The 18,624-nt window shown below is 72.5% G+C and carries 13 protein-coding genes and 3 pseudogenes; 4 read left to right on the plus strand and 12 right to left on the minus strand.

The window, feature by feature from the left end; genetic code table 11:
* Positions 1–127: 127 nt before the first annotated feature.
* Positions 128–2,626, minus strand: a complete 2,499-nt coding sequence (locus tag BM536_RS19995; RefSeq protein ID WP_073492170.1) for an alpha-L-arabinofuranosidase C-terminal domain-containing protein — start codon at positions 2,624–2,626, stop codon at positions 128–130.
* 135 nt (positions 2,627–2,761) lie between these two features.
* Between BM536_RS19995 and BM536_RS20000 the strand changes: the two genes are divergently transcribed.
* Positions 2,762–3,205 (plus strand): DUF6314 family protein, encoded by a 444-nt coding sequence (locus BM536_RS20000; RefSeq protein ID WP_073492169.1) that lies wholly within the window; start codon positions 2,762–2,764, stop codon positions 3,203–3,205.
* On the opposite strand, the gene BM536_RS20005 is transcribed toward BM536_RS20000, so the two are convergent.
* From BM536_RS20005 to BM536_RS20015, 3 genes are read right to left on the minus strand one after another with little or no spacing between them, the layout of a single operon-like run.
* Positions 3,187–3,780: a histidine phosphatase family protein gene (locus BM536_RS20005; RefSeq protein WP_073492168.1), complete on the minus strand. Its 594-nt coding sequence runs from the start codon at positions 3,778–3,780 to the stop codon at positions 3,187–3,189. The genes BM536_RS20000 and BM536_RS20005 overlap by 19 nt on opposite strands.
* A 31-nt stretch (positions 3,781–3,811) precedes the next feature.
* Positions 3,812–4,270, minus strand: a complete 459-nt coding sequence (locus BM536_RS20010) for a GNAT family N-acetyltransferase (protein WP_073492167.1) — start codon at positions 4,268–4,270, stop codon at positions 3,812–3,814.
* Positions 4,271–4,280: 10 nt separating this feature from the next.
* The gene (locus tag BM536_RS20015; protein ID WP_094103281.1) at positions 4,281–5,774 is read right to left on the minus strand and encodes an aminotransferase-like domain-containing protein; all 1,494 of its coding nucleotides are present in this window, start codon (positions 5,772–5,774) and stop codon (positions 4,281–4,283) included.
* On the opposite strand from BM536_RS20015, the gene BM536_RS20020 reads away from it, so the two are divergent.
* Both BM536_RS20020 and BM536_RS20025 read left to right on the plus strand, forming a co-directional pair.
* Complete coding sequence (locus BM536_RS20020) at positions 5,773–6,687, plus strand: DMT family transporter (RefSeq protein ID WP_094103282.1); 915 nt, start codon at positions 5,773–5,775, stop codon at positions 6,685–6,687. The two genes, BM536_RS20015 and BM536_RS20020, sit on opposite strands and share 2 nt — an antisense overlap.
* Positions 6,688–6,807: 120 nt before the next feature.
* Positions 6,808–7,005 (plus strand): DUF1918 domain-containing protein, encoded by a 198-nt coding sequence (locus BM536_RS20025; protein ID WP_073492165.1) that lies wholly within the window; start codon positions 6,808–6,810, stop codon positions 7,003–7,005.
* A gap of 9 nt (positions 7,006–7,014) precedes the next feature.
* On the opposite strand, the gene BM536_RS20030 is transcribed toward BM536_RS20025, so the two are convergent.
* Positions 7,015–8,262 (minus strand): glycoside hydrolase family 10-like protein, encoded by a 1,248-nt coding sequence (locus tag BM536_RS20030; RefSeq protein WP_094103283.1) that lies wholly within the window; start codon positions 8,260–8,262, stop codon positions 7,015–7,017.
* 179 nt (positions 8,263–8,441) lie between these two features.
* Between BM536_RS20030 and BM536_RS20035 the strand changes: the two genes are divergently transcribed.
* Positions 8,442–9,302: a 3-hydroxybutyryl-CoA dehydrogenase gene (locus tag BM536_RS20035; RefSeq protein WP_073492164.1), complete on the plus strand. Its 861-nt coding sequence runs from the start codon at positions 8,442–8,444 to the stop codon at positions 9,300–9,302.
* A 71-nt stretch (positions 9,303–9,373) separates the two neighbouring features.
* On the opposite strand, the pseudogene BM536_RS20040 reads toward BM536_RS20035, so the two are convergent.
* The 7 genes and pseudogenes from BM536_RS20040 to BM536_RS20070 all read right to left on the minus strand — a co-directional run bounded on the left by BM536_RS20040 (position 9,374) and on the right by BM536_RS20070 (position 18,507).
* A pseudogene (locus tag BM536_RS20040) lies at positions 9,374–9,917 on the minus strand (NUDIX hydrolase).
* A gap of 63 nt (positions 9,918–9,980) precedes the next feature.
* Entirely contained in the window at positions 9,981–11,321 is a 1,341-nt protein-coding gene (locus BM536_RS20045) for an NsdA family TPR-like regulatory protein (protein ID WP_094103284.1), read from the minus strand.
* Between the two features lie 210 nt (positions 11,322–11,531).
* Entirely contained in the window at positions 11,532–12,602 is a 1,071-nt protein-coding gene (locus tag BM536_RS20050; RefSeq protein WP_073492163.1) for a PP2C family protein-serine/threonine phosphatase, read from the minus strand.
* 205 nt (positions 12,603–12,807) lie between these two features.
* Positions 12,808–15,317: pseudogene (gene pheT / locus BM536_RS20055) on the minus strand (phenylalanine--tRNA ligase subunit beta).
* Positions 15,317–16,438 carry a phenylalanine--tRNA ligase subunit alpha gene (gene pheS / locus BM536_RS20060; protein WP_073492162.1) on the minus strand — a complete coding sequence of 374 codons (1,122 nt, stop codon included), beginning with the start codon at positions 16,436–16,438 and terminating at the stop codon, positions 15,317–15,319. Before pheS ends, pheT begins: the two are co-directional and overlap by 1 nt.
* Before the next feature lie 130 nt (positions 16,439–16,568).
* Entirely contained in the window at positions 16,569–17,708 is a 1,140-nt protein-coding gene (locus BM536_RS20065) for a sensor histidine kinase (protein WP_094103285.1), read from the minus strand.
* 47 nt (positions 17,709–17,755) lie between these two features.
* Positions 17,756–18,507, minus strand: a pseudogene (locus tag BM536_RS20070) (TrmH family RNA methyltransferase).
* Positions 18,508–18,624 lie beyond the last annotated feature (117 nt).

Here is an 18,624-nt window from a genome sequence, read left to right on the forward strand (position 1 = left end):
CCGGTGCGTCCGCGCGCCTATCACGTATTCCGTTACCGGAAGGGAAACAGGAAATGGCGCGTACCCTCTCCGGGGGCCAACTACTGTCATAGGAAGAGTGGTTGACCCCCTCGAGAATTGCCTTCGGCTACTTCTGCTTGATCCGCAGGAAAGTGACCGAATTCGCCGGGAAGGTGTAGGTGAACCTGTCGGCCACGCCGGTGAAGGTGGACGTCACCGGCGCCACCGGTGTCGCGGTCTCCGAGTTGACCGCGTCGGGCGCGGCGGTCAGCGTGGTCACGCGGGCCCTGGTGGAGACCTTGGCGCCGCCGAGGTCGACGGCCGTACGGGCATCCACCGACTGGGCGTTGACGACCTTGACGATCAGGTCACCCGTCTTCCTGTCCGTGGTGACGACCTGGCGGAACGGCTCGGCCGGCTTGTCGTCGGTGAAGCGTCCCCACTCCTGGCCGTCGAGGTAGAGGGTGACCTGACGGCCCCGCACCTTGATGTCGATGTCGTAGGCGCGGCCCGTCTCGACCCCGCCGGCCTTGGCGAGCAGTGTCGACTTGCCGCCGTCCACGGCCTGTTCGACGGCGGACTGGGTGTTGTTCCAGCCGCCCAGGTTCCACCAGTAGTAGTTGCCGGTGTCCTTGACACCGAAGGCGACGAGGAAGCCTTCCCTGCCGGACTTCTTGGTGGCCTTCACGAGAAGGTCGTAGTCGTGCCAGGCCGGGTCCCCGGCGGAGACCATGGTGTTCTCGGCGGCTTCGTCGGTCTGCACGTACTGCCCGTCCTGGACGCTCCAGCTGCCCCCGCCGGTGTGGGTCCAGCGGGACGCGTCCCCGGAGAAGTCGTCGCTGAGCAGGGTGTTCCCGTCGGCGCCGGTGACCTTCACGTCGTCGTACGCCGCGCTGGTGGCCCAGGTCGAGAGGCCGACCGCGCCGCTGACAGGGCCGCTCACGGCGGGGGTGGAGGTGGCCGTCGAGGGGACCACCCGGTCGCCGACGTTGGTCATGAACAGCTTCTGGACCTCGTAGTTGGCGGAGTTCCAGGAGGCGTGGTTGTTGAACCACACCATGTCCGGGGTCCACTGCACGTAGTCCTCGTTGGCGAACATCGGTGCGTAGGAGGCGAGCTTGACGACGTCCGCGTTGCGTTCGAGGCCGGTCATGTAGGCGGCCTCGGCGAGGCCGTTCCTGAAGGCGTTGCCCTGGGAGGCGTACTCGCCGAGGAAGACCTTGGGCCCGCCGCGGTCGTAGGAGTCGTAGCGGTCGTTGTTCTGGAGGAACCACTGCGGGCTGTTGTAGTAGTGCTCGTCGACCATGGCGACGTTCTCGTCCCGGTTGAGCTGCCAGGCCGTGTCGAAGGTCGAACCGGAGTCGTCCGGACCGGAGTTGGAGACGACGGTGATGTCCGGGTACTCGGCCTCGATGGCCGTCCGGAACTGCTTGAACCGGGCCATGAACTCGACGGGCAGGTTCTCCTCGTTGCCCACGCCCAGGTGGGTGAGGTGGAAGGGCTCGGGATGGCCCATCCGGGCGCGCTTCCTGCCCCAGGTCGAGGTGACGGGGCCGTTGGCGAACTCGATGAGGTCGAGGGTGTCCTGGATGTGCCGCTGGAGCAGGGCGTCGTCGTCGACGGCCCTGTTCTGGCCGCAGCCGGTCACCAGGGCGGGGACGACGGGCAGGGGCATCGCGCCGACGTCCTCGGCGAAGCGGAAGTACTCGTAGTAGCCGAGGCCGTAACTCTGGTTGTAGCCCCAGAAGTTGGCGTTGGTGGCGCGTTCCTCGACCGGGCCGATGGTGTCCTTCCACTGGTAGGCGCGGGCCCGCTGCCAGCCGGAGGCCTCGCTGTAGTCCTGCATGGAGCCGGTGTTGACCAGGCAGCCGCCGGGGAAGCGCAGGAAGCCGGGCTTCAGGGCGGCGACCTTCTCGGCGAGGTCCTTGCGCAGGCCGTTCGACTGGTGCTTGTAGGTGTCGCGCGGGAACAGGGAGACCATGTCGAGGGCGGCGGCGGCCGACGAGGCGACCGTGAGGCGACCGTCGCTGCTGGTGCGGGTCGCCGTGAAGGTGGCCCGGTACTTGGCCCAGCCGCCCTTCGCCGCCACCGTGCGGGCGGTGGCCAGGGTGCCGTCGGCGTCCTGGAGGCCGACGGTGAGCGTGGTGCCGTTCTCGGCGCGGGCCCACACGGAGAAGTCGTACTTCTTGCCCCGCTCGACGCGGACGCCGGTGTTGTAGCCGGCATTCGTGACGGAGGAGCCGGCGCCGAGGGAGAGGTAGGCGCGGTTGCGCTCGTTGAGGCGGCCGGTGTCGTTCAGGACCTGTGCGGTGCCGTCGACCGTCCAGGAGGTCAGCGGGGTGTAGGTCCGGTTGTCGGCGGTGGAGTACTCGAAGGACCGGTTCTGCACGAGTTCGGCGTAGAGACCGCCGTCGGCGGCCCGGTTGATGTCCTCGAAGAAGACGCCGTACATCGTGTCGTCGATCGCGGCGCCCCTGGCGGCGGGGTCGACGGCGATCGTGTAGTCGGTGGCGTCCTCGGCGTGCGCCGGGGCGGGGAGGAGGGCGGTCGCCGTCAGCAGGGCGGTGGCGGTGAGACCGAGTCTCCAGCGGGCGCCGGTGGCGGTGCGGGTGGTGCTGCGTGACATGGATACTCCGCGGCTCTCAGTACACGATGTTCGAGATATCGGACATTGGTCAGCACTTCGAACGGCAAGATAGGGAGGGGGTCGGAGCGCGTCAATGGTTCGCGCAGCAACGGATGTGACGGAGGGCGGCACCCGATGGGTGAGTTCTGGCCAGTGCCGGACACCTTGGCGTTCCTCGCCGGGACCTGGCGGGTCGAGCGATCGGTGCGGGATCTGGCGAGCGGCGCGGAAGGGCGCTTCGAGGGCACGACGGTTTTCGGCCCGCTGGACGGCGGCGGACTGCTGCACGAGGAGTCCGGCACGTTCGTCTGGCAGGGTGTCCCGCGGCCCGCCGAGCGGACCCTGCGTTTCCTTCCCGGGCGGAGGCCGGGCACGGCGGACGTGACGTTCGCCGACGGGCGGCCCTTCCATGACCTGGATCTGACGAGCGGGCGGCATGTGACCGACCACCCGTGCGTCGCGGACCTCTACCGGGGCGAGTTCACCGTGCGGGACGCGGACCGCTGGCGGACGCTCTGGCGGGTGCGCGGCCCCGCGAAGGACCTGGTGCTCAGCACCGGTTACGTGCGCGAGGTCTGAGCCGCGGCCCCCTCGAAGCGCAGGTTCCACCGCCCGCCGGCGCCGGTGACGGTGGTCCTCGACAGCGGGCGCACGTCGAGGTTCCAGTACGTCGACGGCGGCGCCTTGAGCGCGTAGACGAGCGCGGCCCGGATCACGCTCGGCTCGGCGACCGCGACGATCCGGCAGCCGTCCTCCACGGGCCGGGTGTCGAGCCAGCCGCCCACCCGGGAGATGAACGCCAGCAGTGACTCGCCGCCGTGCGCAGCGGACCGCGGGTCGGCCAGCCAGGCGTCCACCGCCGCCGGTTCCCGGGCCATCGCCTCACCCAGGGTGAACCCGCGCCAGCGCCCCATGTCGCAGTCCCGCAGGGCTAGCTGCACGAGCGGGGCGTAGCCGAGCGCGTCCCCGGTGGCGCGGCTGCGCGGGGTCGGCGAGCAGTAGCGCAGCTCGGCGGCGGCCAGCGGCAGCAGATCGCCCGCCGCCCGCTGCACCTCGTCCCAGCCCGCCTGGTCCAGCGGGTGGTCGTCCTCGAAGCGCTCGGTGACCGACGCGGAGCTGCGCGCCGCGGCGACGAACGTGACCCGGAGTGCCATGCGGTGATGGTCGGACGCGCAAGTGGGCAGGTCAAGAGATGCTGTTTGAAAACTTCTCGAAAATCAGCGCCATCCACTGCTCGGGCTTCTCCAGCGCCTCGAAGCCGATCTTCTCGTACACGCCGTGCGCGTCGTGGGTGGCGAGCAGGAGACGGCGCAGGCCGTGCGGGCGCAGGTGGTCCCGGACGGCCGCGACCAGCGAGGTCCCGATGCCCTTGCCCCGCACCGCCGGATCGACGTAGACGTCGCACAGCCAGGCGAAGGTCGCCAGGTCCGTCACCACGCGCGCGTAGGCGACCTGCTCGCCGGACACCGCCTCGTACACCCCGAAGTTCAGCGACCCGGCGACGGCCCGCTCCTGCTTCTCGCGCTCCCGGCCGAGCGCCCAGTAGGCGTCGGTCGACAGCCAGTGGTGCACCCGTGCGACATCGATCCGGTCGGTGTCGGCTGAGATCTCGTAGCCCTCGGCGAGGGGTGGGACGGAGGTCATGGGGGGACCTTCACAGACGACGTGCCCGGTGTCGAACGGATTCCGTGAGCACCTCGTCGCAGGCCGTCCGCAGCCGTCGTACCCCCTCCGCGATCTCCTCGGCGCCCGCGACGGCCGCGAAGCTCAGGCGGATGTGGGAGGCCGGGGGTTCGGCGCTGAAGTAGGGGCGGCCGGGGGTCACGGCGACGCCCGCGCGCAGGGCCGCGGCCGTGAACGCGGGCTCTCCGCCGGAGCCGAAGGCCTGGGAGGTGCCCCCGGTGCCCTCGGGCAGGCGCAGCCAGAGGTGGTAGCCGCCGGACGGGATGTGCGGCAGGGCGAGTTCGGGCAGGTGCAGGGCCAGGGCGCCGCTCAGGAGGTCTCGCCGGTTCCTCAGCTCGGCCGCGACCGCCCGCAGATGGCGCGGCCAGGCAGGCGAGCCGACCAGTTCGAGCGCCGCCTCCTGGAGGGGGCGCGGCACGAAGAAGGTGTCGACGACCTGGATGGCCCGCAGTCGTTCCAGGACCGGGCCGCGGGCGACGAGGGCACTGACCCGGAAGCTCGGCGAGGTCGCCTTGGTGAGCGAACCGACGTACACGACGACGCCGTCGGGGTCGTCGGCGACGAGCGGGCGGGGCAGCGGCCCGGCGTCCTCGTGCGCGAGCCGCCGCACGAAGTCGTCCTCGACGACGAAGGCGCCCGCCTCGCGGGCGATGCGCAGCACCTCACCGCGCCGGGCCGGGGCCAGGACGGCGCCGGTCGGGTTCTGGAACAGCGGCTGACAGACGAAGACCCGGGCGCCGGTCGCGCGGAAGGCGTCGGCGAGCAGCTCCGGCTTCACCCCGTCGGGGTCGACCGGTACCGGTACCGGACGCAGGCCCGCGGACCGGGCGATCGCCAGCATGCCCGGGTACGTCGGCGACTCGACGAGCACGGGGGCGCCGGGCGGGGCCAGGGCGCGCAGGGCGGTGGTGAGCGCGGTCTGGCCGCCGGAGCTGACGAGCACCTCCGCGGCGGTGACCGCGCCGCCGATGGCCCGCCCGAACCACTCACGCAGTTCCGGTAGGCCTTCGACGGGCGGCCGTCCCCAGGCGCCGGGGCGTCGCCCGGCCCGTGACAGGGCCGCCGACATGGCGCGTTCCGGTTGCAGGGAGGGGTGCAGATAGCCGCCGTTGAACTCGATGACGCCGGGCGGCGGAGCGGCGAGGGTGACGGTGACCCCGGATGCGTCCACCGAGCGGGGCACGAGGTCGGCGCCCTCGGCGCTCAGCGCGACCTCCTGCCAGGAGGTGTCGCCGGCCGACGGGGTCGCCGGGCGGGGGCGGGCCCGGAAGGCCCCGGCGCCGGGCCGGGTGACCACCAGCCCTTCGGCAGCGAGCTGCGCGAGGGCCCGCGAGACGGTCACCGGGCTCACCCGGAACCGCTCGACGAGGGCACGGCTCGACGGCAGCTTTCCACCGGGAGAGTAGCGGTCCAGCTCGCTACGCAGTCGCTCTGCCAGTTCGCCCACACTGCTACGCTCATGCATGAAGACACAGAGTAGCGCTACTACCCTCCCCGCGATAGCGGTCACCGCCCCGCGGCCGAGCGGCTTCGGCACCTTGCAGGCCGCTCTCGGCGTCGGCGCCTTCTCCCTCACCTTCCCCGCCACCGCCTGGGGCCTGGAGGGCTTCGGCCCCTGGGCACTGGTCGCCGTCCGCAGCGTGCTGGCCGGGCTCATCGCGGGCGGCTGCCTGCTCGCCCTGCGGGTGCCGCTGCCCGGCCGGCGGCACTGGGCGGGGCTCGCCGTCGTGGCCGCCGGTGTCGTCGTCGGCTTCCCGCTGCTGAGCACCCTCGCCCTGCAGACGTCCTCCACCGCGCACGCGGCCGTCGTGGTCGGTCTGCTGCCCCTGACGACCGCCCTGCTGTCGGCCCTGCGCGTCGGCTCCCGCCCCTCCCGCACCTTCTGGGCCGCGGCGCTGGCCGGCGCGGGCGCGGTGGTCGCCTTCACCGTGCGGCAGAGCGGCGGCGCCCTCACCACGGCCGACGTGTACCTCTTCGGCGCGCTGCTGGTGTGCGCGGCCGGTTACACCGAGGGCGGCCGGCTGGCCCGGGTGATGCCGGGCTGGCAGGTCATCGGCTGGGCGCTGGTGTTCTGTCTGCCGCTGGCCGTGCCCGCCGCGGCCCTCGCCCTCGCCCACGAGCCGGTCCGGCTGACCGCGCACAGTGTGACCGGGCTGCTGTGGGTGGCGGCGGGTTCGCAGTTCCTCGGACTCGTCGTCTGGTACCGGGGCATGGCCGCCATCGGCATCCCCAAGGCCAGCCAGTTGCAGTTGGCCCAGCCCCTGCTCACACTGGTGTGGTCGGTGCTGCTGCTGGGCGAGCACCTCACGCCCGCCGCTCCGCTGACGGCCGCGGCCGTCCTGGTCTGCATCGCCGTCACCCAGCGGGCGCGCGGTTGAAGGGCGGGCACGCGCCGGTTGGGCCGGTGCGGTGCGCCGTAGACTCGAAGTGACGGACTCCAGGACAGGGGCCACAGGACACGGACCGCTGCTCCCGCACACGGTGAGGAGGTCTCACAGATGCGTGCGACCACGGGCGACCAGCTTGTCCAGCACGGCAGGGTGGTCGGGCAACACGACAAGGTCGGCGAGATCGTCGAAGTGCTGGGACGGGAGGGCAACCCTCCCTACCGGGTCCGCTTCGCGGACGGGCACGAGGGCGTGTGCTCGCCGGGACCGGACACCGAGATCCGCCACAGGGGCGAGGAGACACGGTAGTTCGGCAGGTCAGCGCGGGGGTGTCGCCGGCTGCCCGTAGTGGTCGGCGACGACCCGCGCCATCGCGCCGATCCGGTCCGCGCGCAGGTCCTCGGTCGCGAAGAAGACATGGCCGCGGACCTCGGGATGACCGGCCGCCAGGGTGAGGTGCCGGGACAGCTCGGCCGGGTCCTGCCAGGCCGCGGACTGCGTCGGATCGCCCGCCCTGTACAGCGCCTCCCCCAGGTACAGCCTCGTCCTGCTGCCCCGCGCCACCTCCGCCCACCAGGGCACGAGTGCGGCGTAGTCGGCCGCCGGGAGCCCGATGTTCCAGTACAGCTGTGGCACGACGTAGTCGATCCAGCCCTCGCGCACCCAGGTGCGGGAGTCGGCGTGGACGGCGTCGTACGACTGGAGCGCCTGCGTGTCCGAGCCGCGCGGGTCGGTGGAGGCGTTGCGCCACACCCCGAAGGGGCTGATCCCGAACTGTGTGGCGGGCCGGACCGCCTTGATCCGGGCGGCGGTCTCGCGCACCAGCCGGTCGACGTTGTCGCGCCGCCAGGCGGCCCGGTTGGGGAAGGCGCCGCCGTGGGCGTCGTAGGCGGCGTCGTCGTCGAAGGTCTGGCCGGCCACCGGATAGGGGTAGAAGTAGTCGTCGAAGTGCACGGCGTCGACCGGGTACTTCCGCACCGCGTCGAGCATCGCGTCCTGCACGAACGCCCGGACCTGCGGCAGGCCGGGGTTGTAGTAGAGCTTCCCGCCGTACGGCACCACCCAGTCGGGGTGCCTGCGGGCGGGGTGGGAGGCGACGAGCCTGGTCGGGTCGTCGTGGATGGCGACCCGGTAGGGGTTGAACCAGGCGTGCAACTGGAGCCCGCGGGCGTGCGCCTCCGTGACCGCCGTGCCCAGCGGGTCCCAGCCGGGCGCCTTGCCCTGGGTCCCGGTCAGCACCTCCGACCAGGGCTCGTAGGACGAGGGCCACAGGGCGTCCGCGGTGGGCCGAACCTGGAAGATCACGGTGTTGAGGCGGTCGCGGACCGCCAGGTCCAGCCGTCCGAGCAGTTCCGAGCGCTGCTGGGCGGCGGTCAGTCCGGCGCGCGAGGGCCAGTCCCGGTTGGCGACCGTGGCCAGCCATACGCCCCGCATCTGCGCCACGGCCCGCCCGTGCCCACCGGCGGCGCGTCCGGAGGGGACGCGGGCCGCGCCGGCCGCCGCGTCCGTCGTCGTGAACGCCGACAGCGCGCCCAGCGCGAACGCCCGCCGAGTCAGTCGCCCCATCGCGCACATCCCCACATACGCCGCGGATCCGCTCGGTCACGGATCGTCTCCGCGCCCAGCATGCCCGCACCCCGACGATCGATCATCGATACTTGCTAGTAACGTGCACGATCGGAGCAGGCCCCCGGGACCCGGAAGACCTGCGCAGTGACCGGAGTCAGCCAGTGAAAGGGACCGATGTGACCGACATCGAACGCGTCGGAGTGGTGGGCTGCGGCCAGATGGGGGCGGGCATCGCCGAGGTCTGCGCGCGGGCCGGACTCGACGTCAAGGTCGCCGAGACCACCGGCGAGGCCCTGGAGTTCGGCCGCACCCGGCTGTTCAACTCCCTGGCCAAGGCCGCCGAACGCGGCAAGATCAGCGAGGAGGAGCGGGACGCCACCCAGGCGCGCCTCAGCTTCACCACCGACCTCGGCGAGTTCGCCGACCGCGACCTGGTCATCGAGGCCGTCGTGGAGAACGAGCAGGTCAAGACGGAGATCTTCCAGGTCCTGGACCAGGTCGTGACCCGCCCGGACGCCATCCTGGCCTCCAACACCTCCTCCATCCCGCTGGTGAAGCTGGCGGTCGCCACCTCGCGGCCCGACCAGGTCATCGGCATCCACTTCTTCAACCCGGCCCCCGTGCAGCAGCTCGTCGAGCTGATCCCGGCGCTGACCACGTCCGAGGGGACGATCAGCCGCGCGCAACTGTTCGCCGAGAAGACGGTCGGCAAGCACGCCATCCGCGCCCAGGACCGCTCGGGCTTCGTGGTCAACGCGCTGCTGATCCCGTACCTGCTCTCCGCGATCCGGATGTTCGAGACCGGCATCGCCAGCCGCGAGGACATCGACAACGGCATGGAGCTGGGCTGCGCCCACCCGATGGGCCCGCTGAAGCTGTCCGACCTGATCGGCCTCGACACGGTCGCCTCGGTCGCGCAGAGCATGTACGACGAGTACAAGGAGCCGCTGTACGCCGCTCCCCCGCTGCTCCAGCGCATGGTGGACGCGGGCCGGCTGGGCCGCAAGACCGGCTCGGGCTTCTACACCTACGGCTGAGCGCACCCGGCGCCCCGCACGGGCCCGGCACCGCACCCGGTGCCGGGCCCGTGCGCGCCCCGCGGTCGGTTTCAGCGCGCGGTGTCGTGGCCGAGCCGGAGGTGGTGCAGGAGCAGTAAGGCGCCGCCATGTTGGCGGCCGGGACCTCTCCCCGGGCCACCATGTCGGGCACGAGCTTCAGGGGGACCCATTCCCGGCGGTCGGACTCGAAGTCGTCCACCGGATGCCCGACGTACCGGCCCTCCTGCGACCAGTAGATGTGGTGCCGGGCGTCGGTGAGGCCGTTGGCCGGCTCCACGCTCATCAGGTGGTGCAGGGGACCCGGCCGCCAGCCGGTCTCCTCCTCCAGTTCCCTGGCCGCCGCGACGGCGATGTCCTCGCCGTCCTCGACGACGCCCGCGGCGAGTTCCCACCCCCAGCTGTCGGTGATGAAGCGGTGCCGCCACAGCAGGAGCACCTCGTTGGCCCGGTTCACCACGTGGCCACCGCGACGGGCCGCAGCCGTATGAGGAAGTGGTCGAGATGCCGGCCGTCCGGCAGTCCGACATCCGCGAGGTTGACCCTGAACCAGCGGTTTTCATACACAGTTCGTTCGTTCTGTTTCGTCCACTGCACGGTTCTGCCACCTTCCGTCGAGTAGGTGGCAATATCGCAGCAGGAACCGTGGGGCAGCGGTCGCTACAGCGGTACGCGCAGGGCGCCGTCGATGAGTTCCGCCGCCTCCGCCGTGCCCGCGCAGCCGCTGCGCACCAGGTGTTCGCGGACCGCCCGGAGTCTGTCGCGCACGCGCTGGGACTCCATTCCCCGCGCCTGCTCGGCCATCAGCACGGCGGTGGCCACCGCCTTGTCGGCGTCGCCCCGACGCAGTTCGACGGTGCTGAGCATGGCGAGCCGGTGGACCCGGCCCCGGTCGTGGGCCGGCGTGCCGACAGCGGCCTCGGCATGCTCCGCCGCCGCGGTGAGGTCGCCGAGGCACAACAGGGCCTCCGCCACCTGGACGTTGACCAGGCCGGGCTGGACGTAGCCCGTCTCGTCCGGTTCCGTGCCGCGCCGGATGCGTTCGGCGGCGGCCTCGGCACGCCGGATGCACGCCAGGGCGCTCGTGCCGTCGCCGAGATGGGCGTACGCCTTCGCCTGCATCGCGCACAGATCGGAGGCGAGGGCGGGGGTGACGTCCTTGCCGACGGTACGCAGCGCGGCCTCCGCGAAGGCGACGGCCTGCCGGAACTCCCGCAGGAACAGCGCCTGGTTGACCAGCAGCGCGATCACATACGCCCCGAGCCCCCGGTCCCCGCTGGCCTTCGCGAGCCGCAGCGCCTGGTGGAAGTAGCGCTGGGCGAGCCCGTGCGCGTCGGAGTCGTACGCGCAGATGCCGGCGATCGCCACCAACCCGCCGGTGGCCCGGTGCAGTTGGCGGCCCGTCGCGTCGGTGTAGCCGCCGCGCAGCAGGGGGGCCGCCTCCGCGTTGAGGAAACCGACGATGCGGCTGCGGGTCGCGACACCGCCGGCCTTGCGGTACATCTGCTCGTAGTGGGCCCGGGCGGCGCGCAGGGTCCCGATGTCGGCGGAGGTGACCCGGTGCCGGCCGCCGCGCGAGACGTCGACGTCCTCGGGCGGGTTCTCCCACTCCCAGACGGGCATCACGGCGGGCGTGCCGGTGACCGCGGGGGCGCCCAGGACGTGCGGGCGCTGCTGTTCGTCGGAGCGCCACAGGGCGGTGGCCCGCTCGACGAAACCGGACAGCGAGGTGCCGTGCGGGGCCGAGGGTTCGCCGGGCACGCCGAGGCCGATGTCGTCGAGGGTGACGGGCCGGCGCAGCCGGCGGGCGAGCACCTCGCAGATCAGGTCGGGCACCTGTCCGCGCGGACGCTGGCCCTTCAGCCAGCGGGCGACGGCCGTGTGCTCGTAGCGCAGCGCGAGCCCGCGGGCACGGCCCGCCTGGTTCACGTGCGCGGCGAGGCCCGCGTGCGAGATGCCCGCCTCGTCCAGTACCGCGTCGAGCAGGGTGTTGGGCTGCATGAGGTGCCCCCCGGATGGTTCGGTGCCGACGGCGCCACTCACGGTAGCCGGTGCGTCTTCACACGGGGTGTGAACGGAGTACGCGAATCCACAGCGTGCGCGCGCTGTCGCGGAGCGTGCCGGGCCGGTTGACTGAGATGCCTCGCAAGAGGTCGCCGGGCCGTCGGCTCCCCCTCATCAAACGGCGGCCCGGCAGTTCACGCGTCGTCGTCATGTCGTCGTCACGTCGTGGTCGTGTCGGGTCATCGGGAGGTTGTCGCCCGGGGGCGCGTCGTGGCTGGTCGCGGGGTGTGCGCGTTCGTTGCGAAGGACCAGTAGCGCGGCGTCGTCCGTCGGGCTGCCCGCCGTGTGGCGCAGGAGGGCGCCGAAGACCGTGCGCAGGATCTGCTCGGGTGGGACCGGGTCGTCGTAAACCGCCTTGGCCAGGGTCTCCGCCAGCGGGAAGTAGCGGCCCCTCGTGTCCCGCACGTCCTCCGCGCCGTCCGTGTAGAGGACCAGGGACTCACCCCTGCCGAGGTGGCCGCAGGGTGTCGCCGGCAGCTCGGGCGGGAGCGGGAACGGGCCGAGCGGCGGCAGCGGTTCCGAGCGGGCCAGCGGCCCGGCCTCCGTCCCCCGGAGCAGATACGGCCAGGGATGCCCGCAGTTCAGGGCCCGTACGCCGCCCTCCGCGTCGATCTCCAGCAGCAGGACGGTGACGAACTCCTCGGCGACCGGGGTGTCGGGCGGACGGCCGCTCGCGGGATGTTCCTCGCGGTGGCGCTCCCGCAGATGCCGGGCGAGGGCGCGCTCCAGCCGGCGCAGGACGCCGTCCAGCTCCGGCTCGTCGTGCACGGCCTCGCGGAAGCTGCCGAGGAGCGCGGCGACGGTCCCGAGCGCGGGGAGCCCGTGCCCGCGTACGTCGCCCATGACGACCCGCACACCGTGCTCGGTGGCGATGACCTCGTACAGGTCCCCGCCGATGGAGGCGCCGCGGTCCGCGGAGAGCTGTGCCGCGGCCACGTTCAGCCCCTCGACGCGCGGCGGCGGTGGCCGCAGCAGCACGCTCTGGGCGGCCCCGGCGACCCGGCGGGCCTGTCTCAGCTCGCGCAGCAGCGTCTGCCGTACATGCTGGATCAGTCCGGTGCCGACGACGAAGAAGACGGCGCTGGTGACGAGCCTGGCGCCGAGCCCGTCCTGCTGGGCCAGCGGGCAGGTCATCTTGTAGGTGACCGCCGTGGCGCCCCACGCCGTGGGCAACCCCAGCGAGAGGGCCCGGCGCAACGGCCGCCTGATGCCGAACATGTCGGATGGCCCCCCATCTAGGCCCGTACAACGCAGACAGACCGGCCCTGTAAGGCCGGTCTGATTCTGTCGACGTCGTGGCCCGGAGCACCGGATCACCGGGGGGAACTCACCCGAACGGGTGAGATGCCCCTGGGGGGTGCCGGGGCTGCGGCCCCCGCACCCCCCAGGGGGGCCGCGGACGAGCCGCACCCGGCACACGGACTCAGCCGCGCAGCACCGCGCCCGTCCGCTCGCCCGCGAGGGCGACCGCCGCGTCCCGGGCGGCCGACGCCTCGTCGACCGTCAGCGTCCGGTCCCCCGCACGGAAGCGCAGCGCGTACGCGAGCGACTTCCGCCCGTCCCCCAGCTGCTCCGCGTTCTCGTACACGTCGAACAGCCGGATTCCCTCGAGGAGGGCACCGGCGCCCTCGCGCAGCGCGGCCTCGACGTCGGAGTGCGGGACGTACTTGTCGACGACGAGTGCGACGTCCTGCGTGGCGACGGGGAACGTGGAGATGCCCGGCGCTCGGGGCGTGTCGTCGCCGACCTGCTCCAGGACGTCCAGGTCCAGCTCCATGGCCGAGGTACGCGCGGGCAGACCGAGGGCCTTCAGCACGCGCGGGTGCAGCTCTCCGGCATGGCCGACGACCCGCTCGGTGCCGTCGGCGACGACGACCAGCTCGGCGCAGCGGCCCGGATGCCAGGGCCCGTACTGGCCCTTGCGGACGATCAGTTCGGCGCCCGCCTCACCGGCGACCGTCCGCGCCGCCTCGACGGCGTCGGCCCAGTCGGCCGGGCGGCCCTTGCCCCACCAGCCGGCCTGCTCGCGGGCGCCGCGAGGACGGCGGCGACATGGCGCGGCTGCTCGGGAAGCACGGCGTCGATCGCCGCGATCTCCTCGTCGGTCGGTCGCCGGTCGGCCGGCGGCTGCGCGGCGACGCGCTGCTCCTCGCGGGGGAGGAAGACCAGACCGGTCTCGAAGAGGGCCAGGTCGTGCGAGCCGCGGCCGTCGTTGCGCCGCAGGGCGGCGAGCAGGCCCGGCAGCAGCGACGTACGGAGCGCGGGCTCCTCGTCGTTGAGCGGGTTGGTCAGCCTGACGACGCGGCGGGCCGGGTCGTCGGCGTCGAGGCCGAGCTGGTCGAAGACCTGCTCGCCGACGAACGGGTAGTTCGGCGCCTCGACGTAGCCGGCACCGGCCAGCGCGCGGCCGACGCGGCGGTGCAGCCGCTGGCGGTGCGTGAGGCCGCGGCCCGACGGGGGCTTGGGCAGTGTGGACGGCAGGTTCTCGTAACCCTCCAGGCGGATGACCTCCTCGGCGAGGTCGTTGCCCTCGCCGAGGTCGGGACGCCAGGACGGCACGGTGACGATCAGCTCGTCCTGCCCGTACACGTCGCAGCCGATCTCCTGGAGCCGTCGTACGACGGTCTCCCGGCCGTACACGACACCCGCCACCTTGTCGGGGTGGTCGGCGGGGACGGCGATGGTGTGCGGCGCGGACGGGGCGATGACCTCGGTGACCCCGGCCTCTGCGGTACCGCCGGCGAGCAGCACCAGCAGGTCGACCGTGCGCTGCGCCGCCGCCGACGACGCCTGCGGGTCGACACCGCGCTCGAAGCGCTTGGACGCCTCCGAGGACAGCTTGTGGCGGCGGGCCGTCCGGGCGACGGAGACCGCGTCGAAGTGGGCTGCCTCGATGACGACGTCGGTCGTCCCCTCGGATTCCGCGTGGTCGGCGATCTCGGTGTTGGCGCCGCCCATGACACCGGCGAGGCCGATCGGGCCGCGCTCGTCGGTGATGACCAGGTCCTCGGCGTGCAGCGTGCGCTCGACGCCGTCGAGGGTGACGAGCTTCTCGCCCTCGGCCGCGCGGCGGACGCCGATGGTGCCCTGGACGAGGGTGCGGTCGTAGGCGTGCAGGGGCTGGCCGACCTCCATCATCACGTAGTTCGTGACGTCGACGGCGAGCGAGATCGGGCGCATGCCGACCTTCTGGAGCCGTCGCTGGAGCCAGATCGGGGAGCGGGCCTCGGGGCTCAGACCGGTGACGGTGCGCGCGGTGAAGCGGTCGCAGCCGACCGGGTCGGAGACCTGCACCGGGTAGCCGAAGGCGTTCGGTGCGGGCACGTCGAGCAGGGCCGGGTCGCGCAGCGGCAGGCCGTAGGCGATGGCCGTCTCGCGGGCCACGCCGCGGATGGACAGGCAGTCGCCGCGGTTGGCGGTGACGGCGATGTCCAGGACCTCGTCGACCAGTTCGAGCAGCTCGATGGCGTCCCGGCCGACCTCGGTCTCCGGCGGCAGCACGATGATGCCGTGGCTGCCGTCGTCGCCCATGCCCAGCTCGTCGCCGGAGCAGATCATGCCGTGGGACGTCCGGCCGTAGGTCTTGCGGGCGGCGATCGCGAAGTTGCCGGGGAGGACCGCGCCCGGAAGCACGACCACGACCTTGTCGCCGACGGCGAAGTTGCGGGCGCCGCAGACGATCTCCTGCGGCTCACCGGTGCCGTTGGCCCGGCCGACGTCGACGGTGCAGAAGCGGATCGGCTTCTTGAAGCCCTCCAGCTCCTCGATGGTCAGCACCTGGCCGACGACGAGGGGGCCCTTGAGGTCGTGGCCGAGCTGCTCGACGGTCTCGACCTCGAGGCCGGCCGAGATGAGCCTGGCCTGGACGTCACGGCCGGTCTCGGTGGCCGGCAGGTCGACGTACTCCCGCAGCCAGGAAAGCGGGACCCGCATCAGATCTCCATCCCGAACGGCCGGGTGAACCGGACGTCACCCTCGACCATGTCTCGCATGTCTTCGACGTTGTGGCGGAACATCAGCATCCGCTCGATGCCGAACCCGAAGGCGAACCCGCTGTACTTCTCCGGGTCGACGCCGCAGGCGGTCAGCACCTTGGGGTTGACCATGCCGCAGCCGCCCAGCTCGATCCAGCCCTCGCTGGAGCAGGTGCGGCAGGGCCGGTCGGGGTTGCCGACGGACTCGCCGCGGCAGACGTAGCACACCATGTCCATCTCGGCGGACGGCTCGGTGAAGGGGAAGAAGTTCGGGCGCAGCCGGGTCTTCATGCCCTCGCCGAACAGCGACTGGACCATGTGGTCCAGGGTGCCCTTGAGGTCGGCCATGGTCAGGCCCTCGTCCACGGCGAGCAGCTCGACCTGGTGGAAGACGGGCGTGTGCGTGGCGTCCAGCTCGTCGGTGCGGTAGACGCGGCCGGGGCAGATCACGTACACCGGCAGCTCACGGCTGAGCAGCGAGCGGATCTGCACGGGCGAGGTGTGGGTGCGCAGCACGACACCGGACTCGGTGCCGCCGCCGGGGCCCTTCACGAAGAACGTGTCGGCCTCGCCGCGGGCCGGGTGGTCCGGGCCGATGTTCAGGGCGTCGAAGTTGAACCACTCGGCCTCGACCTGCGGGCCCTCGGCGACCTCGTAGCCCATGGCGACGAAGACGTCCTCGATGCGCTCCGAGAGCGTGGTGAGCGGGTGGCGGGCGCCGGCCGGCACGCGGTCGTAGGGCAGTGTGACGTCCACCGCCTCCTCGACCAGGACGCGCGCGTCGCGGTCGGCCTCCAGTTCCTCCTGCCGGGCGGCGAGGCCCTTGTTCACCGCGCCGCGGGCCTGGCCGACGAGCTTGCCGGCGGCGGCCTTCGCGTGCGGGGGCAGTGCGCCGATCTCGCGGTTGGCGAGGGCCAGCGGGGAGGCGCCGCCGGTGTGGGCGACCTTGGCCTCCTGGAGTGCGTCGAGGGAGTCCGCGGCGGCGAAGGCGGCGAGCGCCTCGTCCCGCATGCGCTCGATCTCTTCCGGTTTCAAGGCCTCGACCTCTACAGGGTCGTACGACTTATTCGGTGCCGACATCTCTTCCCGTGCTTCCGATTGGCTGGCTGAAGGTCCCCGTCACCGACTCACTCGGAGGGCCGTCCATGGGACACAAAGGTGCCAAAGGCCGAGTCTAACGGGGTACGGACGAACGGATGCGCCCGCGGGGCTAGGCCAGATAGGCCGGGACCGCCACGGGCAACGTAAATCGGAACTCGGCGCCGCCGCCGGGGGCGCGGCCGACCGTGATGACACCGCCGTGGGCTTCGACGATGCCCTTGACGATGTACAGCCCGAGGCCCGTCCCGCCGCGCTTGCTGCCCCGCCAGAAGCGGGTGAAGACGCGGTTCATGGACTCCTCCGGGATGCCGGTGCCCTCGTCGCTCACGATGACCGACGTGCCGGTGTCCTCCCCTTCGCGGGGGGACCGGGCGGGCGTGACGTCAATGGTGACGGTTCCCTCGCCGTGGCGCACCGCATTTTCGATGAGGTTGCTGAGCACCTGGTCGACCTTGTCCGGGTCGGCCCACAGGGCGGGCAGCGGCTGCTGGATCCGCAGCAGGAACCGGTCGGCGGGCTGGCCTGCGGCGACGTAGGCCTGGATGTGCCGGCCGACGGCGGCGCCCATGTCGACGGGCTGGCGACGCAGCTCCAGCCGGCCCGAGTCGATCCGGGAGATGTCGAGCAGCTCGGCGATGAGCCGGGTGACGCGGTCGGCGTCGGCGTCGACCGTCTCCAGCATCAGCCGCTTCTGGTCGTCGGTGAAGCGCGTCCACTTGGCGAGGAGCGTGGCGGTGAAGCCCTTCACGGAGGTGAGGGGGGAGCGCAGCTCGTGGGCGACGGTGGCGATCAGCTCGGCGTGGCTGCGCTCGGTGCGGCGGCGGGCCTCGGTGTCGCGGAGGGAGACGACGACGCGGCGGACGGGGCCGGTGGGCCCGCTGCGGACGTACCGGGCGGAGGCGAGGACCTCGCGCCCGCCGGGCAGCAGCAGGTTCCGCTCGGGCTGGCCCACCCGGATGGCGAGGCCGCTGTACGGGTCGGTCAGCTGCCACCAGCGCCGGCCTTCGAGGTCCTCCAGCGGCAGGGCCTTGTCGAGCCGCTGCCCGAGTGCTTCGGCGGCGGGGACGGCGGTGATGCGCTCGGCGGCGGCGTTGAAGCAGACGACGTACCCGTGCTCGTCGGCGACGACCAGCCCGTCGGGCAGGTCGTCGGGGTCGATACCGGGTCCGGCGAGGTCACCGGCCGGTCGGGCCCCGGGCGGGCGCTCCGGTCCACTGGCTCCCGGCGCCCTGCTCGTGCCGACACTCATCCCCGTGTCCCACCTCCCAGACGAGGACCCCCGAGCTGGTCACCCTACTAGCTCTCGGTGACGGAGCGGCACCCTCCGGAGGCGCGCTGTGCACGGGCCGACGCGTAGAGACATACGGCCGCGGCGGTCGCGAGGTTCAGACTCTCGGCCTTCCCGTGTATCGGGACGCGCACGACGGCGTCCGCGAGGGCCCTGGTCTCCTCCGGCAGCCCCCAGGCCTCGTTGCCGAAGACCCAGGCCGTGGGGCCGCCCATGGTGCCCTCGTCCAGCTCGTCGTCGAGGTCGTCCTCGCCCGCGCCGTCGGCGGCGAGGATGCGCACGCCGGCGTCCCTGAGGCCTGCGACGGCCCGCTCGACGGGCACGCCGACGGCGACCGGCAGGTGGAAGAGCGAGCCGACCGAGGCGCGTACGGCCTTGGGGTTGTACAGGTCGACGGAGGCGTCGGTGAGGACGACGGCGTCGGCGCCGGCCGCGTCGGCGCAGCGCAGGACGGTGCCGGCGTTGCCGGGGTCGCGGACGTGCGCGAGGACCGCGACGAGCTTCGGACGGGCGGCGAGGATGTCGTCGAAGGGGGTGTCGATGAACCGGCACACGCCCACGAGGCCCTGCGGGGTGACGGTGGTGGAGATGTCCTCGATGACCTGCCCGTCGGCGAGGTGGACGCGGGCGCCGGCCTCCCGGGCCTCGCCGATGATGTCGGCGTGGCGCTCCGCGGCCTCGGGGGTGGCGAAGAGTTCCACGAGGGTGTCCGGGTGCGCGGCCGCCTCCCGTACGGCCTGCGGGCCTTCCGCGAGGACAGCCGCTCCTTCCCCCGGAAGTTCCGCCGCGCGAGGCGCCTGGCGGCGGAGACGCGGGGCGAGCGGGGGAGATGAGGTCGGGGTGGCGGGCATCTTCACCTTCGGTGGGTCGGCGGAAC

This window comes from Streptomyces phaeoluteigriseus (assembly GCF_001896135.2).
In the GTDB taxonomy this organism is placed as follows: domain Bacteria; phylum Actinomycetota; class Actinomycetes; order Streptomycetales; family Streptomycetaceae; genus Streptomyces; species Streptomyces phaeoluteigriseus.